This is a genomic window from Trujillonella endophytica, from assembly GCF_900110555.1.
Lineage (GTDB): Bacteria > Actinomycetota > Actinomycetes > Mycobacteriales > Geodermatophilaceae > Trujillonella > Trujillonella endophytica.
This window is the reverse complement of the sequence record NZ_FOEE01000010.1, coordinates 32908-51458: the sequence shown is the minus strand read 5'-3', so window position 1 is coordinate 51458 and position 18551 is coordinate 32908. Positions and strand designations below refer to the sequence as shown.

The following is an 18551-nucleotide window of genomic DNA, read 5'->3' as shown; positions in this document are numbered from 1 at the left end:
TGCCTGCCCACGGTGTTCGAATCTAGACAACACGGTTGTCATTTCCCAGCAGGTGCGACGAACGACGCTGCCCGCGCGCGGCGCGCAACCGACGGAGCCGGCGCACGAGGAGCGGATCGACGGCCAGGGCGGCGGGCCGGTCGACCAGCGCGTTCAGCGCCTGGTAGTACCGCGTGGGGGCCAGCCCGAAGCGTTCGCGGATGGCCGTCTCCTTCGCGCCGGCGTGGCGCCACCACTGCCGCTCGAAGGCGAGCATGTCGTGCTCGCGCCGGGTGAGCTCCGATACGGGACTCGGGTCGGCCGCCTCCACGGGCGGCTCGGGGGGCGCTGCGCCGGGCTCGGGCGGGGTGACCTCGCCCCCCGGCGGGGAGACCGCGGAGGCTGGTTCGGGGTGCATCGGACGTCCTTTGGTTCCGCGCGCCGGGAAGTGGCGCGACACCCGCGACGCTAGTCCGGGGGGCCGACGATTCCGAGGTCGATCAGGCCGGTGCGGCGACCGTGTCCGCGGCACGCCGGCGGGCGCCGGCGCGGGCCTGCCGGAGGCTGTCGATGCTGAACACCGCCAGCGCCACCCAGACGATGACGAACCCGGCCAGCCGGGCGGGGGGCATCGGCTCGGAGAAGACGAACACCCCGAGGGCCAGTTGCATCAGCGGCGTCACGTACTGCAGCAGCCCCACGGTGGACAGGGGCACGCGCCGGGTCGCCGCGGCGAAGAGAAGCAGGGGCACCGCGGTCGCGATCCCCGAGCTCATCAGCAGCAGCGTGTGGCCGATCCCCTCGCTGCCGGCCGTCGCCTCCCCGCGGCCCGAGAGCACGACGAGGAACACCGCGGCCGGCACCAGCACGAGCGCCGTCTCCACGAACAGCCCGGGTGCCGCCTCGACCCGGACCAGCTTCTTCATCAGGCCGTACAGGCCGAAGCTGGCGGCCAGGGCCAGCGCGATCCACGGCGGCCGCCCGTAGTCGATGGTGAGGACGGCGACGGCGAGGGCGGCGATGCCGACGGCCACCCACTGCAGCCGCCGCAGCCGCTCCCCGAAGAAGACGACGCCCAGTAGGACGCTGACCAGCGGGTTGATGAAGTAGCCCAGCGAGGTCTCGACGACGTGCCCGGAGTTCACGCCGTAGACGAACACCAGCCAGTTGACGGCGATGAGCACCGCGGCCGCGGCCAGCACGGCCAGGGTCCGCCGGTCGGTGACCGCGGCCGGGACGTGCGACCAGCGCCGGACGACGGTGAGCAGCAGCGCGACGAAGAGCACCGACCACACCACCCGGTGGGCGACGATCTCCATGCCCCCGGCGGGCTCGAGCAGCCGGAAGTAGAGCGGGAAGACGCCCCACAGCAGGTACGCCGCCAGCCCGGACAGCACCCCGATGCGGCCCTCCTGCACCGCCGCACCGTACGCCGGGAGGAGCCGAGATCGTGAGCCGGGCTCACGATCTCGGCGGTCACGCGGTCTGGATGTAGTCGACGAGCTGCTTGCGCTCCTCCTCGAGCTCGTCCAGCCGCGCCTTGACGACGTCGCCGATGGAGACGATGCCCACCATGGCGCCCTCCTCGACGACGGGCACGTGCCGGATGCGGTGGTCGGTCATCGTGCGGGCGAGGTCGTGCACGGAGGCGGTCGGCACGCAGGTGCGCACCTCGGCGGTCATGACCGTGGACACCGGGTCCTCGAGCAGCGCGGCGCCGCGCTCGGGCAGCGCGCGGACGACGTCCCGCTCGGTGACGATGCCGTCGATGGTCCGCCCGTCCCCGGAGACCACGAGGGCGCCTATCCCCCGCTCGGCGAGCACCCCGAGCGCGGCGGCGACGGTGGCGTCCGGGGCGACCGTGGCCACCTCGGGACCCTTGCGGCGGAGCAGCTGCGCGATCTGCACGGAAGCCTCCTGAGGACGATGTCGGCAGGAGTGTGCTCGGTGTCACACGTCCCCGCAACGCCCTCCCATCGGCCCGCGGACAGGCCTACCGTCGGAGGCGTGCACGCACGGCAGCAGGCGCCGCCGGCCGCGCCCCGGCCGGGGGCCCTCCGGTGGCTCCGGTACGCCCTGGGCGGCGGCCTTCCGGAGCGCTTCGCGCCGTGGGTGCTGGCCGACACCACGGAGCCGGGGTGGATCCGCCGGCACATGACCCGCGCGGTGGTCCAGATGCTGCCGCTGGTGGTCGCGTGCCTCGTCGTTCCGGTGCCGCTGGCCTACCGCCTCTCGGCCGCGCTCGGCGGGCTGCTCATCGGCCTGATGTTCTCCCTGGCTTTCATGGTCGAGACCACCGAGCACCGGGTCGCCAAGGCCGGCTACGCGCCGGGGACGGCGGCCGCGCTGCGCGAGGAACGGATCGAACGGGCGCGGACCGAGCGCCGGGCGCCCTACCGCGAGGGTGGCGCGGGCAGCTTCGACTGAGAGAGCCTGACGTCCGTGAGGCGACCGGCCGGAGACGGCAGCCCGACCGTCGGCGGCGTGCTGCGGGCCGCGGCGTCCCGGCATCCGGACCGGCCCGCCCTCGTCGCCCGCGGCGGCACCCTCTCCTACGCCGACCTCGACCGCCGCGCCGACGCGGCCGCCGGCGCGCTCCACGCGCTGGGGGTGCGGCCCGGGGACCGCGTCGCCGCGTGCCTGCCCAACGACCTCGACGTGGTGGTCGCCTTCCACGGCTCGCAGCGGATCGGCGCGGTGTGGGCCGGGATCGGCGAGGCGCTCACCGCCGCCGAGCAGCAGGCACTCGTCGACGTCTGCACCCCCCGGGTCTTCCTCGCCGGTCCGGCCTGCGAGGTCGACGGCCCGGCCGTCGTGGGCCTGCGTCGCTGGCGGCAGCACGTCGCCGCCGCACCTGCCCCGCCCGCGGTCGGCGTCGATCCGCTCGCACCCGCCGGCATCGCCTTCTCCAGCGGCACGACCGGCGCACCGAAGGCCGTGGTGCACAGCCAGGCCAACCTGCTGCTGCCGGCCGAGGTGCTGGCCGCCACCCGCGGATGGGACGCCGGGCTGCGCAAGGGCGACGGGCTGCCGTTCACGATCCTCAACATGCTCGTGCTGTCGACGCTCGCCGCGACCTACGCGGGCGGGTGCTCGATCGTGCTCGACACCCGGGACCCCGGCGCGATCGCCGCGGCGATCGCGGCGGAGCGGATCACGGTGTGGAACGGGGCGCCGGCACAACTGTTCGACCTCGCCCGCCGTCCGGACGCCGACCTCGGCTCGCTGACCGAGGCCTGGACCGGCGGCGGCACGTGTCCCGAGCACGTCCGCGCCGCGTTCGCCGACACGCACGGCGTGCCGGTGACCGCGACCTACGGGCTGTCCGAGGCACCGACGGTGGTCGCCATCGACCCGGTCAGCGGGGACCACCGGAGCGCCGCCAGCGGCCGGGTGCTGCCGCACCTGGACGTCGCGGCGTACGACGACGGCGGGGTCCGGCTCGAGCCGGGCGCGACCGGCGAGCTGGGCCTGCTGCCGGCGCCGGGCGGGCCGTGGGCCGGCCGGTGGCGCCCGCCGCTGGGCCACTGGGCGGACGGCGTGCTGCGGCCGCTGCCGGCCGGACCGCTGATGACCGGGGACGTCGGATCCGTCGACGCCGACGGCTGGCTCACCATGGTCGACCGGAAGAAGCTGACGATCGTCCGGGGCGGGGCCAACGTCTATCCGGCCGAGGTCGAGGCGGTGCTGCTCGCGCACCCGGGCGTGGCCGCCGTCGCCGTCCTCGGCGTGCCGGACGAGCGGCTGGGCGAGCGGGTGGCCGCGCTCGTCGTCCCGGCCGCCGAGGGCGTGACCGGGGCCGCGCTCGCCGCGTACTGCGCCGAGCGCCTCGCGCGCTACAAGATCCCGCAGGTGTGGGCGCGGACGCCGGCCCTGCCGCTCAACGGGATGGGCAAGACGGTGCGCACCGGGCTGCCGGAGCTCCTCGACCGGGCACCGAGGCTGTAGCTGAGCCGACGAGGGGACTCGAACCCCTAACCGCCCGATTACAAGTCGGGTGCGCTACCAATTGCGCCACGCCGGCGGGACTTGGGTACAGGCCCCGGGGTCAAGGATAGGGACAGCGCGGGGACGATCTCCGCGGCGTGCGCCGGGATGGCGCTCCGGGCGTCCTCTGCACCGCCGGCGCGTGCTCCCGCATCGGGGAAGGACGGCTGTCCGTCGCACGTCCCGGGCGTCCGCGTCGGTCGTCGCCCCCCTGTCCCTCAGCGGCGGGCCTCGAGCACGAGGTTGAAGGGTGTCTGCGTGGCCCGCCGCACGCGGCTGAACCCAGCCTCGCCCAGCAGCTCGGCGAGCCGCGCCTCCCCGGCCTGGGCGCCGAGCGCGGTCCTCGGCTCCTCCGTCATCGAGTGCGCCACGCAGATCACCGTCGACGCCCCGTAGTAGAGCCGGCCGACGGGGTTGAGGTTGTCCTCGAGCCGGTCGTTGGCGTACGGCTCGACCAGGAGGAAGGTCCCGTCGTCGGCGAGGGATTCGCGGACGCGCCGTGCCGCCGCGAGCGGCCCGGGCATGTCGTGCAGGGCGTCGAAGATCGCCACCAGGTCGTAGCCCCCGCCCGGGAAGTCGGCGGCGCTCGCCACCTCGAACGAGACCCGGTCGGCGAGCCCGGCGTCGACCGCGCGCTTGCGGGCCTGTTCGACCGAGGGTGCGTGGTAGTCGAAACCGACGATCTGTGAGGTGGGGTACGCCGCGGCCAGCAGCAGCGTCGAGGAGCCGTGGCCGCACCCCACGTCGGCGACCCGGGCCCCCGCGCGCAGCTTGGCCTCCACGCCGTCCAGCGCCGGGATCCACGAGGACACGAGGTTGGCGACGTAACCCGGCCGGAAGAACCGCTCGGTCCCCTCGAACAACCTCGGGTCATGCGCGTGCCAGGGAAAGCCCTCGCCGGTGCGGACGGCTTCGGCGATCCGGTCGATGTTGACGGCTGTGGCGAGCGGGATGAGGAAGGCCGCGGCCGCCTGCATGCCGTCCGGGTCGGCGAGCACGAACGCCTGCTCCTCGGTGAGGGAGAAGCGCTCGCTCTCCGGGTCGTAGGTGACGTAGCCGCCCGCGGCCTGTGCGGCCAGCCACTCGCGCACGTACCGCTCGCTGACGCCCGCCTCCCGGGCGACGTCCCCGGGTTCGGCCGGCATCACGGCCAGGAGCGCCCGGTAGAGCCCGAGCCGGTCCCCGAGCGCCGCGCCCAGTGCCTGGAAGCTCGCTCCCACGTCCACGACGAACCGACCGAGCAGGTCGTCGAGCTTGGCCTCGTCCACGGCCATGGCTCCTCCCCCTGGCGGAGTGGACCCCGTGGCGGCCCACTGTCCCGCCGGGCAGCGGCCCCTGCCAGGGACGCAGGTCCCGTCCGACGCACCGCCCCCGAGCGGCCCGGCCGGCCGGGCTCAGGCGGTGTCGCTGCCCGTGGCCCCGGCGCGGAAGTAGCGCGCCGGGTCGGTGGCCGACAGGGGGCCCGCGGCCAGCCAGCGCGCGAAGCCGACCGGATCCCGCCGCTCCAGCTCGTCCAGCACGGCCGCCCGGCGCGCCACGATCGCCTGCCGCGACCGCGGGTCCAGGTGCGCCCCGAGCGCCGCCGACGTCGCCACCCACTCGCGGCCGAGCGCGTCGACCGGCAGCCGGCTCAGGGGTGCGGGGTCCGCGGCGACGTTGCCGGCCACCACCGTGGGGCGGGCGGCCGGGGTCGGCGGGGCCTGCCCGACGGGCGCCTGCGGGGCCGGCGCCGGCGCGGCGGACCGCTCCGGGCGCGACGGGTTGCTGCGCACCAGCCAGATGCCGACACCCACCACTCCGGCCACGCCCCCGACGAGCGCCGTCGCCAGCGCGCCGGCGATCGCGGCGACGCCGGAGAGCACCAGGAGCACCGCGACCGTGACCGCGGCGGTCTGCCAGGTCGCCTCGACGGTCGCCCGCAGGTCCTCGTCCGAGGACTCGCGGGCGATGCCCGCGGCGAGCGCTCCGGTCACGACGGCGGCGAGTCCCACCGCGAGGAGCCCGGCAGGGCGCAGGGACAGCCCGCCGACGAGGGCGAGCGCAGCGACGACGACCAGCGCTGTGCAGAGGAGGCAGCGCGCGAGCAGACCGCGGGACGACACGAGACGGCCTCCGGAGGGACGGGGCGGGTCGGGAACCGAGCGGGATCGCCGGGACGGTTGCTCGGAGCCGGCGCCCTACCCACACCCCCTCCTCCGCCACACCGGACCGACGGCGTGTCGGCTCCGGCGGCGTGTCGTCCCAGGGAGCTCACAGCCCGCGCCCAGCCCCGCGGGAGGGGGCGGGCCGACCGTGGTCCCCGGAGCGGCGGAGGCCGCATCCGGAGGAGGAAGCGACGATGGACGACCAGACCCCCACGACCCCGCATCGGCCGGCGCCCGGCCCGGTGCCGCCCGGCCACGTCCCCCCGGTGTGGACGACGCCGGCGCCCCCCGCACCGCCGCAGCCGGCCTGGCACGCCCCCGCCTCGCCCGTCCTGCAGCACCTCGCACCCCCGCCGGCGGCAGCTCCCGCACGGCGGGCCGGCCGGCTGCGGATCGGCGTCGCCGGGCTGGTCGCGGGTGCGCTGATCGGCGGCGGGGCGGGGGCCGGCGTGGTCGCGCTGACCGACGACGCCACGGGCAGCGGCGGCGCCGCACCGGTCGCCGCGCAGGCGGTCACCATCACCGACCCGGAGAACGCCACCGCGGTCACCGCGGCCGCCGCGAAGGCCTCCCCGAGCGTGGTGACCGTGTACGTGAGCAGCGGCTCGTCCAGCGGCAGCGGCTCCGGCGTCGTCGTCACCGACGACGGCTACGTGCTCACCAACAACCACGTGGTGAGCCTCGACGGCAGCACCTCCGACGCGTCGGTCCAGGTGCGCACCTCCGACGGCACGGTCTACGACGCCACCGTCGTCGGCACCGACCCCACCTCGGACCTGGCCGTGCTCCAGCTCGACGGAGCGCGGGACCTGATCCCGGCCGAGTTCGCCGACTCCGACGACGTGCAGGTCGGTGACCTCGCGGTCGCGATCGGCGCACCGCTGGGGCTGTCCGACACGGTGACCGACGGGATCGTCAGCGCGACCGGCCGCGCGGTCTCCACCGGTTCCACCGAGGGTGACGCCACGGTCCTCGACGCGCTGCAGACCGACGCCGCGATCAACCCCGGCAACTCCGGCGGGGCCCTGGTGAACGCCTCCGGCGAGGTCATCGGCATCAACACCGCGATCGCCACCGTGGCCTCCGGCGCCCCGGGCTCCGCGCAGAGCGGCAGCATCGGCGTCGGCTTCGCGATCCCGAGCAACACCGCCCAGCGGATCGCCGAGGAGATCATCACCGACGGCACGGCCGACACCGCCTACCTCGGGGTCAGCGCCCGCACCGACGGCAGCGAGGAGGTCGGCACCGGCGCCCAGGTCGTCCAGGTGCAGCCCGGTTCCCCCGCGGCCGGCGCCGGGCTGACCGCCGGCGACGTGGTCACCGCGGTCGGCGACCGGCCGGTCACCACCTCCACCGAGCTGACCGCCGCCGTCCGCAGCCACGCGCCCGGCGAGGTGGTCGCGCTGACGGTCCGGCGGGACGGCGGGACGACCACCGTCGACGTGACCCTGGGCACCGCCGCCGGCTGAGCGGTGCCCCGCGCCCCGGCCGCCCGCGCGCTCGCGGCGGGGCGCTGCGCGGGGGCCGGGCGGTGCATAGGGTCGATCCGTGCCGGCCACCCGCCCGACCGCGCCGCTGGCCGGTTCCCTCGACGATCCGCAGCGGGCGCGCGACCTCGCGACGATGAAGCGGCTGGCGACCGGCCTGTTCCTGGTCGCCGCCGCCGTCTTCCTCGCCTGCGTCCTCGTCGGCGAGGACGCAGGCGCGTGGGTGGGCTACGTGCGGGCGACGGCCGAGGCCTCGATGGTCGGCGCGCTGGCCGACTGGTTCGCCGTCACCGCGCTGTTCCGGCACCCGCTGCGGCTGCCCATCCCGCACACCGCGATCATCCCGCGCAAGAAGGACCAGATCGGCTCGAGCCTCGGCGCCTTCGTCCAGGAGAACTTCCTGACCCGCGCGGTGGTCGAGGAGAAGCTGGCCACCGTCGACGTCCCCGGGCGGATCGGCGCGTTCCTCGACGCCCCCGGGCGGGCCGAGCGCCTCGCCGGGGACGCCGCCGCGGCGCTGTCGGGCCTGACGGACCTGCTGCGCGACGAGGACGTCGAGCCCGCCGTCGCGGCGCTGGTCGATCGCAAGCTGCACGAGACCCCGGCCGCCCCCGTGCTGGCGCGGGTCCTGGAGCTCGTCGTCGACGGCGACCGGCACCAGGAGGTGCTGTCGGCGGCGCTGCGCTACATGGCCCGCTTCCTGGAGGAGAACCGCGTCGTCTTCCGGGCCCAGCTCGGCGACGCCTCGCCCGCCTGGGTGCCCGACTGGGTCGACGACCGGATCTTCGACCGCGCCTTCGCCGGGGTGCAGCAGTTCTTCGAGGAGGTCGGCGCCGACCGGCACCACGAGCTGCGGCGGGTCTACGACGCCCGGCTGCGCGCCTACGTGCACGCGCTGCGCACCGACGAGGCGACGGCGGCTCGGGTCGAGGAGTTCAAGAAGGACCTGCTAGAGCACCCGGCCATCCGCGCCTGGTCGGCGTCGCTGTGGAGCAACGCCAAGAACGCGTTCATGGCGGCCGCCGCCGACCCCGACTCGGAGCTGCGGGCCCGGGTCACCGTGCTCATCCGGGACGGCGCCCGGCTGCTGCAGACCGACGCCACGACCCGCGAGCTGGTGCAGCGGCAGACCCGCCGGGCGATCGGCTACCTGGTCGAGCGGTTCTCCGGTGACCTCGCCGACGTCGTGGGCAGCACCGTCGCCCGCTGGGACACCGAGGAGACCAGCCGCCGCATCGAGCTCCAGGTCGGCCGGGACCTGCAGTTCATCCGCATCAACGGCACCGTCGTCGGCGGCCTCGCCGGCCTGGTCATCTACACCGTCGCCCAGCTCATCGGCTGAGCCGGAAGCCGCCCCACTCGAAGCCCGGGCTGACCACGCAGCTGACCAGCACCTCGTCGGCGCCCGGCTCGGCGGCCTGCTCGACGCCCGCCGGCACCAGCGCTTGCGGCCGGTCCGGCCCCAGGAGCACGGTGTCCGCGCCGACCCGCAGCGTCAGCGTGCCCGGTCCGTGCCACAGCCACAGCTCGTCGGCGTCGACGGCGTGCGGTGCCGACCGCTCGCCGGGCGCCAGCAGGAAGAGGATCGCCGTCGCCGCGGGCCGGCCGCCGTCCAGCGCCGCCGGTGACGCCCAGGTCCGCCGGAACCAGCCGCCCTCCGGATGCGGCCGCAGGTCCAGTCGCTCGGCCGTCGCCGGCCTCACCGCCGGGCTGCCGCCGCGGCGTACAGGGCGATGCCCGCGGCGACGCTGACGTTCAGCGACTCGGTGTCGCGGGTGATCGGGATCCGGACGACGACGTCGCAGCGCTCGCGCACCAGCCGCGACAGCCCGGTGCCCTCGGCGCCGACCACCAGGGCCACGGGATCGGCGAACCCGTCGTAGTCGTGCAGGTCCACGTCGCCGTCGCCGGCCAGGCCGACCGTCTGCAGGCCGGCGTCCTGGTAGGAGGCCAGCGCCCGGGCGAGGTTCACGGCGCGGGCCACCCGCAGCCGCGCGGCGGCGCCGGCGCTGGTGCGCCAGGCCGAGGCGGTCATGCCGACCGCGCGCCGCTGCGGCACGACGACCCCGTGCGCGTCGAACGCCGCGGCCGACCGCACCACGGCACCGAGGTTGCGCGGGTCGGTCACGCCGTCCATCGCGACGATCAGCGGCGCCCGGCCGGAGTTGCGGGCCAGGTCGAGCAGGTCGTCGGGGTGCGCGTAGTCGTACGGCGGCACCTGCAGCCCGATGCCCTGGTGCAGCGCGTGGTTGGACATCCGGTCGAACTCGGCCTTGCCCACCTCGAGCAGCGGCAGCCCGCGGTCGGCGGCCAGCGTCAGCGCCTCGGTGATCCGCTCGTCGGAGCGGCCGGCGTCGGTGACCACGTAGAGCGCGGTCGCCGGGATCTCCGCCCGCAGCGCCTCGACGACGGGGTTGCGGCCGAGCAGGAGCTCGGGCGTCTCCTCGGCGCGCTGGCGGCTGCGGTCGCGCTCGGTGCGGCGACGGACCTCGGCCTGCGCCTTGCGCTGGGCCGGGTGGCCGTGGCGGGCCTCCGCGGGCGGGGTCGCGCCCCGGCCGACGAGCGAGCGGCGGTTCTTGCCGCCCGTCCCGGCCGAGGCCGTCTTCTTGCCGGCGCCGCTGCTGCGGCCTCGGCGCTGACTGTTGCCGGCCATCAGCGGCTCAGCTCCCATCGGGGTCCGGCCGGGGTGTCCTCGACCTGCACACCGAGGGCGGTGAGCTGGTCGCGGACCGCGTCGGCGGTGGTGAAGTCCTTGCGGGCGCGGGCGGCCTGCCGCTGCTCGAGCGCCAGTCGCACCAGGCCGTCGGCCACCTCGGTCAGCCGGTCGTCCGAGCCCCCCGCGCCCGCCCACCGCGGGTCGAGCGGGTCCAGCCCGAGGACGGCGAGCATCGCGCGGACGGCGGCCAACGCGGCGGTCGCCGCGGCGTCGTCCCCGCGGTCCAGCGCGCCGTTGCCGTCGCGCACGGTGTCGTGGACGACGCCCATCGCGGCCGAGGTGCGCAGGTCGTCGTCCATGGCTGCGTCGAAGGCGGCCGGCCGGCCGGCGAGGGCGACGTCGCCGAACCGCTCGACCGCCCGGCGGACGAAGGACTCGATCCGCCGGTAGGCGACGCCGGCCTCCTGCAGGGCCGCGTCGGTGAACTCGATGGTCGACCGGTAGTGCGGGGTGACCAGGTAGTAGCGCAGCTCGACGGGGCGGACGCGCCGGACGACCTCGTCGACCAGGGCGGTGTTGCCCATCGACTTGCTCATCTTCTCGCCGCCGAGGGTGACCCAGCCGTTGTGCACCCAGTAGCGGGCGAAGCCGTCGCCCGCCGCGCGCGACTGGGCCTGCTCGTTCTCGTGGTGCGGGAAGCGCAGGTCCAGGCCGCCGCCGTGGATGTCGAACTCCGCGCCCAGGTACCGGCCGGCCATCGCCGAGCACTCCAGGTGCCAGCCGGGCCGCCCGCGCCCCCAGGGGGTCGCCCAGGACGCGGTGTCCGGCTCCCCGGGCTTGGTGCCCTTCCACAGCGCGAAGTCCCGCGGGTCGTGCTTGCGGTCGTCGGTGTCGGTGTCGGCGGCCGGCTGCAGGTCGTCGAGGCGCTGCCCGGTCAGGGCGCCGTAGTCGGCGAAGGAACGGACGTCGAAGTACACGTCGCCGTCGACGGCGTAAGCATGGCCGCGCTCGATCAGCCGCTGCATCAGCTCGACCATCTCGGGCACGTGCCCGGTGGCGCGCGGCTCGTAGGTCGGGGGCAGCACGCCGAGGACGTCGTAGGCGCGGGTGCAGGCCAGCTCGTTCTCGTAGGCCCAGGCCCACCACGGCACGCCGTGGGCCGCGGCCTTGGTGAGGATCTTGTCGTCGACGTCGGTGACGTTGCGGACCAGGGTCACCCGGTGCCCGGTCGCGACCAGCCAGCGGCGGAGGACGTCGAAGTTCAGCGCCGCCCGCACGTGGCCGACGTGCGGTGGCCCCTGCACCGTCAGGCCGCAGACGTACATGGAGACCTCGCCGGCGCGCAGGGGCTCGAACTCGCGGACCGCGCGGGCGGCGGTGTCGTGGAGGCGCAGGCTCACTGCGCGGAGTCTACGGAGCCCGCGGGGGTGGCTCCCCGCACCACCAGCGCGGTGGCGATCGCGGCCCGGCCCTCGCCCCGGCCGACGAGGCCCAGCCCGTCGGTCGTGGTGCCCGAGACGGTGACCGGTGCGCCCAGGGCCGCCGACAGCGCGGCCTCCGCCTCGGCCCGGCGCGGGCCCAGCTTCGGCGACGGCGCGATCAGCTGGACGGAGGCGTTGCCCACCCGCCAGCCGGCCGCGGCCAGCACCTCGCGGACGTGCTCCAGGACCGCCGCTCCGCGGGCGCCGGCCCAGCGCGGGTCGTCGGTGCCGAGCAGGCCGCCGATGTCGCCGAGCCCCGCGGCGGAGAGGACGGCGTCGGTCAGTGCATGGGCGACCACGTCGCCGTCGGAGTGCCCGGCGCAGCCGTCGGCACCGGGCCATTCCAGCCCGGCCAGCCAGCACGGCCGGCCGGCCTCCACCGGGTGGACGTCGACGCCGGTGCCCACCCGTGGGAGCTCGGGACCCGTCACCGGAGCACCGTGCCCGCGGCGGGCTCGGGCGCCGCGGCGCCCACCATCAGCTCCGCCAGCGCCAGGTCGTGCGCCACGGTCACCTTCGCGGACCGCTCGTCGCCGGGGACGGTGCCGACCGGGATCCCGGCCGCACGGACGACGGCGGCGTCGTCGGTGAGCTCCTGGCCGACCGGGAGCCGGTCGTAGGCCGCGTCGAGCGCGGCGCGGGAGAAACCCTGGGGGGTCTGGACCCGGCGCAGCGAGCCGCGGTCGGGGGCACCGGTGACGATGCCGGCGTCGTCGACGGCGACCGTGGTGTCGACGACCGGCAGGACGGGGACCACCGCCGGCGCTCCCGCGACCAGCGCGGCGAGGACCCGGGAGACCACGGCGGGCGGGGTCAACGGGCGCGCGGCGTCGTGCACCAGGACGGCGGTCGCCTCCCCGGGAACGGCCGCCAGGGCGGCCCGGACCGAGGCGGTGCGGGTCGCGCCGCCCTCGACCAGGACGACGCCCGCCGGCAGCGCGGCCGCGAACTCGTCGCGCTCGGCCGCGGGGACGGCGACCACGACCTCGGCCACCCCGCCGTCGAGCAGCGCCGCGACCGACCAGGCCACGAGGGGCCGGCCGCCGAGCGGAACCAGCGCCTTCGGGCGATCCGCCCCCAGACGCAGACCACTCCCGGCCGCTGCGACGATGCCGACAGCGTGCACGGGAGCGGTCTGGGAGTGCGGGGCGAGCAGGACGCTCAGCTGGCGAGGACCTCGTCGAGGAGAACCTCGGCCTTGTCCTCGTTGGTGCCCTCGGCGAGCGCCAGCTCGCTGACGAGGATCTGGCGAGCCTTGGACAGCATGCGCTTCTCGCCGGCGGACAGGCCGCGGTCCTTGTCGCGGCGCCACAGGTCGCGGACGACCTCGGCGACCTTGTTCACGTCACCGGAGGCGAGCTTCTCCAGGTTGGCCTTGTACCGCCGCGACCAGTTGGTCGGCTCTTCGGTGTGCGGGGCGCGCAGGACCTCGAAGACCTTGTCCAGCCCCTCCTGACCGACGACGTCACGGACGCCGACGATCTCTGCGTTGTCAGCCGGCACGCGCACGGTGAGGTCACCCTGGGCGACCTTCAGCACGAGATAGGCACGCTCTTCGCCCTTGATCGTGCGAGTCTCGATCGCCTCGATCAGAGCGGCACCGTGGTGCGGGTAGACGACGGTCTCGCCGACAGTGAAGCCCATGTGAATGTGACCCCTTTCGCTGTCCACAGCCTACCACGGCAGACTGCCTCCAGGGGTGGCCCGAGATCTACAAAGGCGCAGGTCAGAAGGCACATGAGATACCCGGGAGGGGTTGACAGGGGTATGGGCGGTGTGCCTGCGCAGCCTCCCGGGAGGCCGTCCCCGGTCCGCGCGATGGTGCGCGCCACGCACCCCGGGCCGGCACTCGCGGTCACGGTCGTCGCCACCCTGCTGGCCGTCGCCGCGGGGGTGTCCGCCGGGCGCGTGGTGCTGGTGTGCCTGGCCGTTCTCGCAGGTCAGGCGTCCATCGGGTGGAGCAACGACTGGCTCGACGCCGACCGGGACCGGGCCGTGGCGCGGACCGACAAGCCGGTCGTGCAGGGCACCGTCGACCCCTCCCGGCTACGGACGGCGGCCCTCGCGAGCGCCGCTGCGGCCGTCGTCCTCTCGCTGCTGCTCGGCCTCGCCCCGGGCCTGCTGCTGCTCGCCCTGGTCGCCAGCGGGTGGGCCTACAACGCGGGGCTGAAGCGGACGGCGGCCTCCGTCGTCCCGTACGTGACCGGGTTCGGGCTGCTGCCGGCCGGCGTCGTCGCCGCCGCCCCGGGCACCCCGGCGGCGCCCTGGTGGCTCGTGGCCGCCGGCGGTGCACTGGGTGCCGCCGCACACCTGGCGAACGTCGCGCCCGACATCGCCGACGACCTCGCCACCGGCGTCCGCGGGCTGCCGCACCGGATGGGCGCCCGGACGTCCGCCGTGACCGGTGCGGTCCTGCTGTTCGCCGGATCGCTCGTCCTGGTGTTCGGCCCCGACGGCGCCCCGTCGGTGGCCGGCTGGGGGGCCCTCGTCCTGGCGGTGCCGGCCGTCGTCGTCGCGGCGCTGTCGGGGTCGCCGCGGTTCCGGCGGCTCGCGTTCCCCGCGGTCCTGCTCCTGACCGTGCTGGACGTCGTGCTGCTGCTGGCCGGTGGGGCCGCGCTCACCTGAGCGCGGCCCCGCCCCTGGGTCAGCGGCGGCCGCCGCCGTTGCCGTTGCCGTTCCCGCCGTTCCCGCCCCCGACGGCCGCGGCGGTGCCGTTGCCGCTGCCGTTGCCGTTGCCGCTGCCGTTGCCGCTGCCGTTGCCGTGGCCGTGGCCACCGGTCGAGGTCGACGCGGTCGGCGCGGTGGCGGTCGGCGCGGTCGGGACGGGCGCCGGCCCCTCGCCGTCGATCGGGGCGACCGGCTCCTCGGCGGCCGGCTCCTCCTGCTCGACCGGAGCCGGGGCGAGCGCGCGGCACTCGTCGATCGTCCGCTTGCCGTTGCGGGCCTGGGCGTAGCAGCTGACGACCGCTCCGGTCGTCCAGCCCTCGTGCGAACCCGAACTGACCCACTGGCCGAAGGGCTGCCCCTCGACGGGGCCCTCGAGCCACGTCGCGTAGCTCAGGGGCTCCACCGGCTCGACGGCGTCGTCGCCGGTCGGCTCCTCCCCGGTGGGCTCCTCGCCGGTCGGCTCCTCCTCGGTGCCGTCCTCCTCGGTGCCGTCCGCCTCGTCGTCCGTCGAGGGCGACTCGCCCTCGGGAGCGGTCTCGTCGACGGTGCCGTCGTCGGCCGATCCGGGGTCGACGTCGGAGGCGTCGCCGCTCTCCACGACGGCCGGGTCGTCGCCGGGCAGGGGCAGGACGTCGGTGGTGACCGCGCCGGTCAGGGCGAGGGCGACGGCGCCACCGGCGGCGGACGCCTTGGCGAGGGCGCCGGCTGCGGCGAACTTGGCGACGAGGGTGCTGAGGATCATTCGGGGTCTCTTCCGTGAGCTCCGGGCGGGGCGCCCGACCGTCCGGGGGGACGCGTCGGGGAGGAGACCGGTCGCCAGCAGCTCGGCCAGGGCCGCGTTCGGCCGTCCCGGCGCGGTGGCCTCGGCGCGGACCGCGTCGGTGAACGCGGTCAGGCCGGATCCCCCCGCGGGTGCGGAACGGCCGGCGAGGGCCGCCTCGAAGGCGTCCTCGGCGGCTCGGGCGTCGGCTGACGTGGTCATCTCGCTCCCGTCATCGCCGGGAAGGCCCGGAGGGGTGCGCGCGCCGGCGAGACGTCACCCGTCGGGGTGGCCCCGGCCGGCTCCAGCTCTTCCCGCAGCCGGCGGAGCCCTCGCCGCTGCAGCGCCTTGACCGACCCGACCGACCGGCCCATCACCTCCGCCACCTGCTCGACGGTGAGGTCGGCGAGGACGCGCAGCAGCAGCACGGACCGCTGATCGGCCGGGAGTTCGGCGCACAGCCGGTGCACCGTCTCGGTGCCCAGCCGGAGCGCGACGTCGTCCTCCACGTCCCCGCCCGCGGTGTCGGGCAACGCGTCCGTGCCGCCGTCGGCCACCTGCGGCCGGCGGCCGCGCCGGCGCCAGTCGTCGACCAGGCGCCGGTGCGCGATCGTGAAGACCCACGACCGCAAGGCCTGCTCGTCGCCGGTGAAGCTCCCCAGACCGCGGAAGACGTCCAGGAAGGTCTCGCTGGCGACGTCGTCGGGCTCGGGCGCCCCGTGCACCCGCAGGTAGCCGGTGACCGAGGGCGCGAGGTCCCGGTAGAGCACCTCGAAGGCCCAGGCCGCACCGGCCCGGGCCGCGGCGAGCACGTCGTCGAACACCGGTCCCGTCGCCATCGCCACCCCCTCGCCGCCGTCGCGCTCCCGGCAGTCCCATCGGCAGGTGGCGGTCCGTACCGGACCCGATGTCCCCCGGACGGGCGGTTCCTGCCCGACCGCGGCCGCTGCCGGAGGCCGGCCGGCCTCCGGCAGCGCGCCCCCGGGGACCCGCGGTTCCGCCTCCCGGCGGAGCCCCGGGGGCGACCGTTACGCTCGCCCCGAAACGGGCCACCGAACTCGCGGTGGCCGGCTCGTGCTCGCTGGAGGTCGACGGCTGTGAACCGCGCACTGCGCGCCGCCACGATGGGGGCCCTGCTGCTCACTCCGGTCGTTCTGACCGCCTGCAGCGCCGGGCAGGTCAACCAGACCTCGTCCCAGAACCGCGACAAGGTCGGCCCGTCGGCCGAGGTCGGCGACCTCGACCTGCGCCAGGTGGGGATCGTCAACCCCTGCGAGGCCGGCGACGAGGACGCCATCGCGTACGAGGACGGCGACGACGCCGAGCTGATGCTGACCATCGCCAACGGCGGCCGCGAGGACGACACCCTCGTCGGCATCGAGGGCGACGTGTTCGACGGCGTGTACGTCGGTGAGCCACCGAGCGCGAGCCCCGTCCCCACGACGTCGGCCGCCCCCCCGACGTCGGCGGCGCCGACCACCTCCGCTCCCGGCACCACCGAGTCCCCCGAGGGCACGGAGTCGCCGGAGACCACGGCCACCCCCAGCACCCCGAGCGCCGCGCCGACCACGTCCGCCGCGCCGACGACCACGTCGGACCCCGACATCACCGTGCCGGCCGGGTCGTCGGTCACCATCGGCCTCCGCCAGTACGAGGAGGAGCGCCCCTGCGACCCCGAGATCGAGGCCGACACCCCGCGTCTCTTCCTCGCCGATCTCGACGTGGACCCGGACGCGCCGCTGACCGCGAGCCAGTCGGTGACCCTCACGCTGACCTTCGAGAACGCCGGTGAGGTGACGGTCCAGGCGGTCGTCGCCGGCCCCTACGGCGCCACCGAGCGCGGTCCCGCCTTCGACTTCCACGGCGAGGAGCACGGCGCCGAGTCCGGCGAGGAGCAGGACACCGAGGCCGAGTGACCACCCGGTGCGACCGCGCCCTCCCGGGAACGGTCGCACCCCCCGGTTAGCGTCCGGTCGTGCCTCCTGCCGCCCGGACCGCCCGCCCCGCCCACCGCTGCACCGAGTGCGGCTACGCCTCGGCGAAATGGGTGGGGCGCTGCCCCGAGTGCCAGGCGTGGGGCTCCCTGAGCGAGGTCGGCACCGTCCCCGCCGGCGGCCTGCGGGCCGTCAGCGCGGGGGCGGTGACCGCTCCCGCGCGCCCCATCGCGCAGGTCGAGCTGAGCGGGGCGCGCGCCGTCCCGACGGGCATCCCCGAGTTCGACCGGGTGCTCGGCGGCGGGCTGGTGCCCGGCGCCGTGCTGCTGGTGGCCGGCGAGCCGGGCGTGGGCAAGTCGACGCTGCTGCTCGAGGTCGCGCACCGCGTGGCGGAGTCCAACGGCCCCGCCCTGGTGGTCTCCGGCGAGGAGTCGGCCGGCCAGGTCCGCCTGCGCGCCGAACGGATCGGCGCACTCCACGACCAGCTGTACCTGGCCGCCGAGACCGAGCTGTCGGCCGTGCTGGCGCACGTCGAGCAGGTGCAGCCGACGCTGCTGGTCCTCGACAGCGTCCAGACGGTCCGCTCCCCCGCCGTCGACGGCACGGACGGCGGCGCGACCCAGGTGCGCGCGGTCGCCAGCGCGCTCTCCGCGGTGGCCAAGAGCCGCGGGATGACCACGATCCTCGTCGGCCACGTGACCAAGGACGGCGCGATCGCCGGCCCGCGCACCCTGGAGCACCTGGTCGACGTCGTCATCTCCTTCGACGGGGAGCGGCACTCCACGCTGCGACTGGTCCGCGCCACCAAGAACCGGTTCGGCCCGGCCGACGAGATCGGCTGCTTCGAGATCGGCGACGCCGGGGTGGTCGGCGTGCCCGACCCCTCGCACCTGTTCGTCTCGCGGCGGTCCGCGCCGGTGCCCGGCAGTTGCGTCACCGTCACCATGGAGGGCAGCCGGCCGCTGCTGGCCGAGGTGCAGGCGCTGGTCGCGCCGAGCGGCGGGGGCGGGTCACCGCGACGGGCGGTGAGCGGGCTGGACGCCCAGCGGGTGGCCATGGTCAACGCCGTCCTGGAGCGCCGCGGCGGCGTGCGGCTGGCCGAGGCCGACGTCTTCGCCGCCTCCGTCGGCGGGGTGAAGATCACCGAGCCCGCGGCCGACCTCGCCCTGGCCCTGGCCATCGCGTCGGCCGCGCGCGACATGCCCCTGCCGGCCGGGATGATCGCCGTCGGCGAGGTGGGCCTGTCCGGGGAGATCCGGCGGGTGGGCGGTACGGGCCGGCGGCTGGCGGAGGCTGCGCGGCAGGGTTACCGGGTAGCGCTCGTCCCCGAGGACGCCGGCCAGGCCCCGAAGGGCATGCGGTTGATCGAGGTGCCCGACCTCGGGGCGGCGCTCGCCCGGCTCACGTGACCACCGAACGAGCCGCACCAGTACCGTTGCCTCCCACGTAGACTCAG

General features: G+C 75.9%; 20 protein-coding genes and 1 tRNA gene. 7 read left to right on the top strand and 14 right to left on the bottom strand.

Features of this window, described 5'->3' with window-relative positions:
• Positions 1–22: 22 nt before the first annotated feature.
• From BMY88_RS15900 to BMY88_RS15890, 3 genes are all read right to left on the bottom strand, one after another.
• Positions 23–397 (bottom strand): DUF3263 domain-containing protein, encoded by a 375-nt coding sequence (locus BMY88_RS15900; RefSeq protein ID WP_091945543.1) that lies wholly within the window; start codon positions 395–397, stop codon positions 23–25.
• Positions 398–479: 82 nt separating this feature from the next.
• Positions 480–1397, bottom strand: a complete 918-nt coding sequence (gene rarD, locus BMY88_RS15895) for an EamA family transporter RarD (RefSeq protein ID WP_091945539.1) — start codon at positions 1395–1397, stop codon at positions 480–482.
• A 58-nt stretch (positions 1398–1455) separates the two neighbouring features.
• Positions 1456–1887 carry a CBS domain-containing protein gene (locus BMY88_RS15890; protein WP_091945536.1) on the bottom strand — a complete coding sequence of 144 codons (432 nt, stop codon included), beginning with the start codon at positions 1885–1887 and terminating at the stop codon, positions 1456–1458.
• 99 nt (positions 1888–1986) lie between these two features.
• Here BMY88_RS15890 and BMY88_RS15885 point away from each other — a divergent pair, with 99 nt between their 5' ends.
• Together BMY88_RS15885 and BMY88_RS15880 are read left to right on the top strand one after the other, a co-directional pair.
• A complete protein-coding gene (locus BMY88_RS15885; protein ID WP_091945533.1) occupies positions 1987–2406 on the top strand; it encodes a DUF5313 family protein in 420 nt (139 codons plus the stop codon).
• 15 nt (positions 2407–2421) lie between these two features.
• Positions 2422–3927, top strand: coding sequence for a class I adenylate-forming enzyme family protein (locus tag BMY88_RS15880; RefSeq protein ID WP_091945531.1), 1506 nt, complete (start codon positions 2422–2424; stop codon positions 3925–3927).
• 3 nt (positions 3928–3930) lie between these two features.
• Here the strand turns inward: BMY88_RS15880 and BMY88_RS15875 are convergent.
• The 3 genes from BMY88_RS15875 to BMY88_RS15865 form a co-directional block, all read right to left on the bottom strand.
• Positions 3931–4003: transfer RNA gene (locus BMY88_RS15875), tRNA-Thr, on the bottom strand.
• Between the two features lie 181 nt (positions 4004–4184).
• On the bottom strand, positions 4185–5240 hold the full coding sequence (locus BMY88_RS15870) for a class I SAM-dependent methyltransferase (protein ID WP_170861137.1): 1056 nt from the start codon (positions 5238–5240) through the stop codon (positions 4185–4187).
• A 120-nt stretch (positions 5241–5360) separates the two neighbouring features.
• Entirely contained in the window at positions 5361–6068 is a 708-nt protein-coding gene (locus tag BMY88_RS15865) for a hypothetical protein (protein ID WP_091945526.1), read from the bottom strand.
• A 236-nt stretch (positions 6069–6304) separates the two neighbouring features.
• On the opposite strand from BMY88_RS15865, the gene BMY88_RS15860 reads away from it, so the two are divergent.
• Together BMY88_RS15860 and BMY88_RS15855 are read left to right on the top strand one after the other, a co-directional pair.
• On the top strand, positions 6305–7579 hold the full coding sequence (locus BMY88_RS15860) for a S1C family serine protease (protein ID WP_091945523.1): 1275 nt from the start codon (positions 6305–6307) through the stop codon (positions 7577–7579).
• 79 nt (positions 7580–7658) lie between these two features.
• Entirely contained in the window at positions 7659–8939 is a 1281-nt protein-coding gene (locus BMY88_RS15855; RefSeq protein WP_091945520.1) for a DUF445 domain-containing protein, read from the top strand.
• Here the strand turns inward: BMY88_RS15855 and BMY88_RS15850 are convergent.
• Genes BMY88_RS15850 through BMY88_RS15825 form a run of 6 tightly spaced genes read right to left on the bottom strand, consistent with a single transcriptional unit; the run spans position 8929 to position 13378 of the window.
• The gene (locus BMY88_RS15850; RefSeq protein ID WP_091945517.1) at positions 8929–9300 is read right to left on the bottom strand and encodes a cupin domain-containing protein; all 372 of its coding nucleotides are present in this window, start codon (positions 9298–9300) and stop codon (positions 8929–8931) included. The two genes, BMY88_RS15855 and BMY88_RS15850, sit on opposite strands and share 11 nt — an antisense overlap.
• Complete coding sequence (gene rlmB, locus BMY88_RS15845; protein ID WP_091945844.1) at positions 9297–10250, bottom strand: 23S rRNA (guanosine(2251)-2'-O)-methyltransferase RlmB; 954 nt, start codon at positions 10248–10250, stop codon at positions 9297–9299. Before rlmB ends, BMY88_RS15850 begins: the two co-directional genes overlap by 4 nt.
• Positions 10250–11653, bottom strand: a complete 1404-nt coding sequence (gene cysS, locus BMY88_RS15840) for a cysteine--tRNA ligase (protein ID WP_091945514.1) — start codon at positions 11651–11653, stop codon at positions 10250–10252. Before cysS ends, rlmB begins: the two co-directional genes overlap by 1 nt.
• The gene (ispF, locus tag BMY88_RS15835) at positions 11650–12165 is read right to left on the bottom strand and encodes a 2-C-methyl-D-erythritol 2,4-cyclodiphosphate synthase (protein WP_091945511.1); all 516 of its coding nucleotides are present in this window, start codon (positions 12163–12165) and stop codon (positions 11650–11652) included. Before ispF ends, cysS begins: the two co-directional genes overlap by 4 nt.
• The gene (ispD, locus tag BMY88_RS15830; protein WP_091945508.1) at positions 12162–12860 is read right to left on the bottom strand and encodes a 2-C-methyl-D-erythritol 4-phosphate cytidylyltransferase; all 699 of its coding nucleotides are present in this window, start codon (positions 12858–12860) and stop codon (positions 12162–12164) included. The genes ispF and ispD overlap by 4 nt, the downstream gene beginning before the upstream one ends.
• Before the next feature lie 35 nt (positions 12861–12895).
• Positions 12896–13378 (bottom strand): CarD family transcriptional regulator, encoded by a 483-nt coding sequence (locus BMY88_RS15825; protein ID WP_091945504.1) that lies wholly within the window; start codon positions 13376–13378, stop codon positions 12896–12898.
• A gap of 174 nt (positions 13379–13552) precedes the next feature.
• On the opposite strand from BMY88_RS15825, the gene BMY88_RS15820 reads away from it, so the two are divergent.
• Positions 13553–14359, top strand: a complete 807-nt coding sequence (locus BMY88_RS15820) for a UbiA family prenyltransferase (protein ID WP_091945501.1) — start codon at positions 13553–13555, stop codon at positions 14357–14359.
• A gap of 19 nt (positions 14360–14378) precedes the next feature.
• Here the strand turns inward: BMY88_RS15820 and BMY88_RS23900 are convergent, their stop codons facing one another.
• Positions 14379–15383: a hypothetical protein gene (locus tag BMY88_RS23900; RefSeq protein WP_170861136.1), complete on the bottom strand. Its 1005-nt coding sequence runs from the start codon at positions 15381–15383 to the stop codon at positions 14379–14381.
• Entirely contained in the window at positions 15380–16000 is a 621-nt protein-coding gene (locus tag BMY88_RS15810) for an RNA polymerase sigma factor (protein WP_139220498.1), read from the bottom strand. Before BMY88_RS15810 ends, BMY88_RS23900 begins: the two co-directional genes overlap by 4 nt.
• A gap of 258 nt (positions 16001–16258) precedes the next feature.
• Here BMY88_RS15810 and BMY88_RS15805 point away from each other — a divergent pair, with 258 nt between their 5' ends.
• On the top strand, positions 16259–17077 hold the full coding sequence (locus BMY88_RS15805; RefSeq protein ID WP_091945495.1) for a copper chaperone PCu(A)C: 819 nt from the start codon (positions 16259–16261) through the stop codon (positions 17075–17077).
• Positions 17078–17136: 59 nt separating this feature from the next.
• Entirely contained in the window at positions 17137–18504 is a 1368-nt protein-coding gene (gene radA / locus BMY88_RS15800) for a DNA repair protein RadA (protein ID WP_091945492.1), read from the top strand.
• Positions 18505–18551 lie beyond the last annotated feature (47 nt).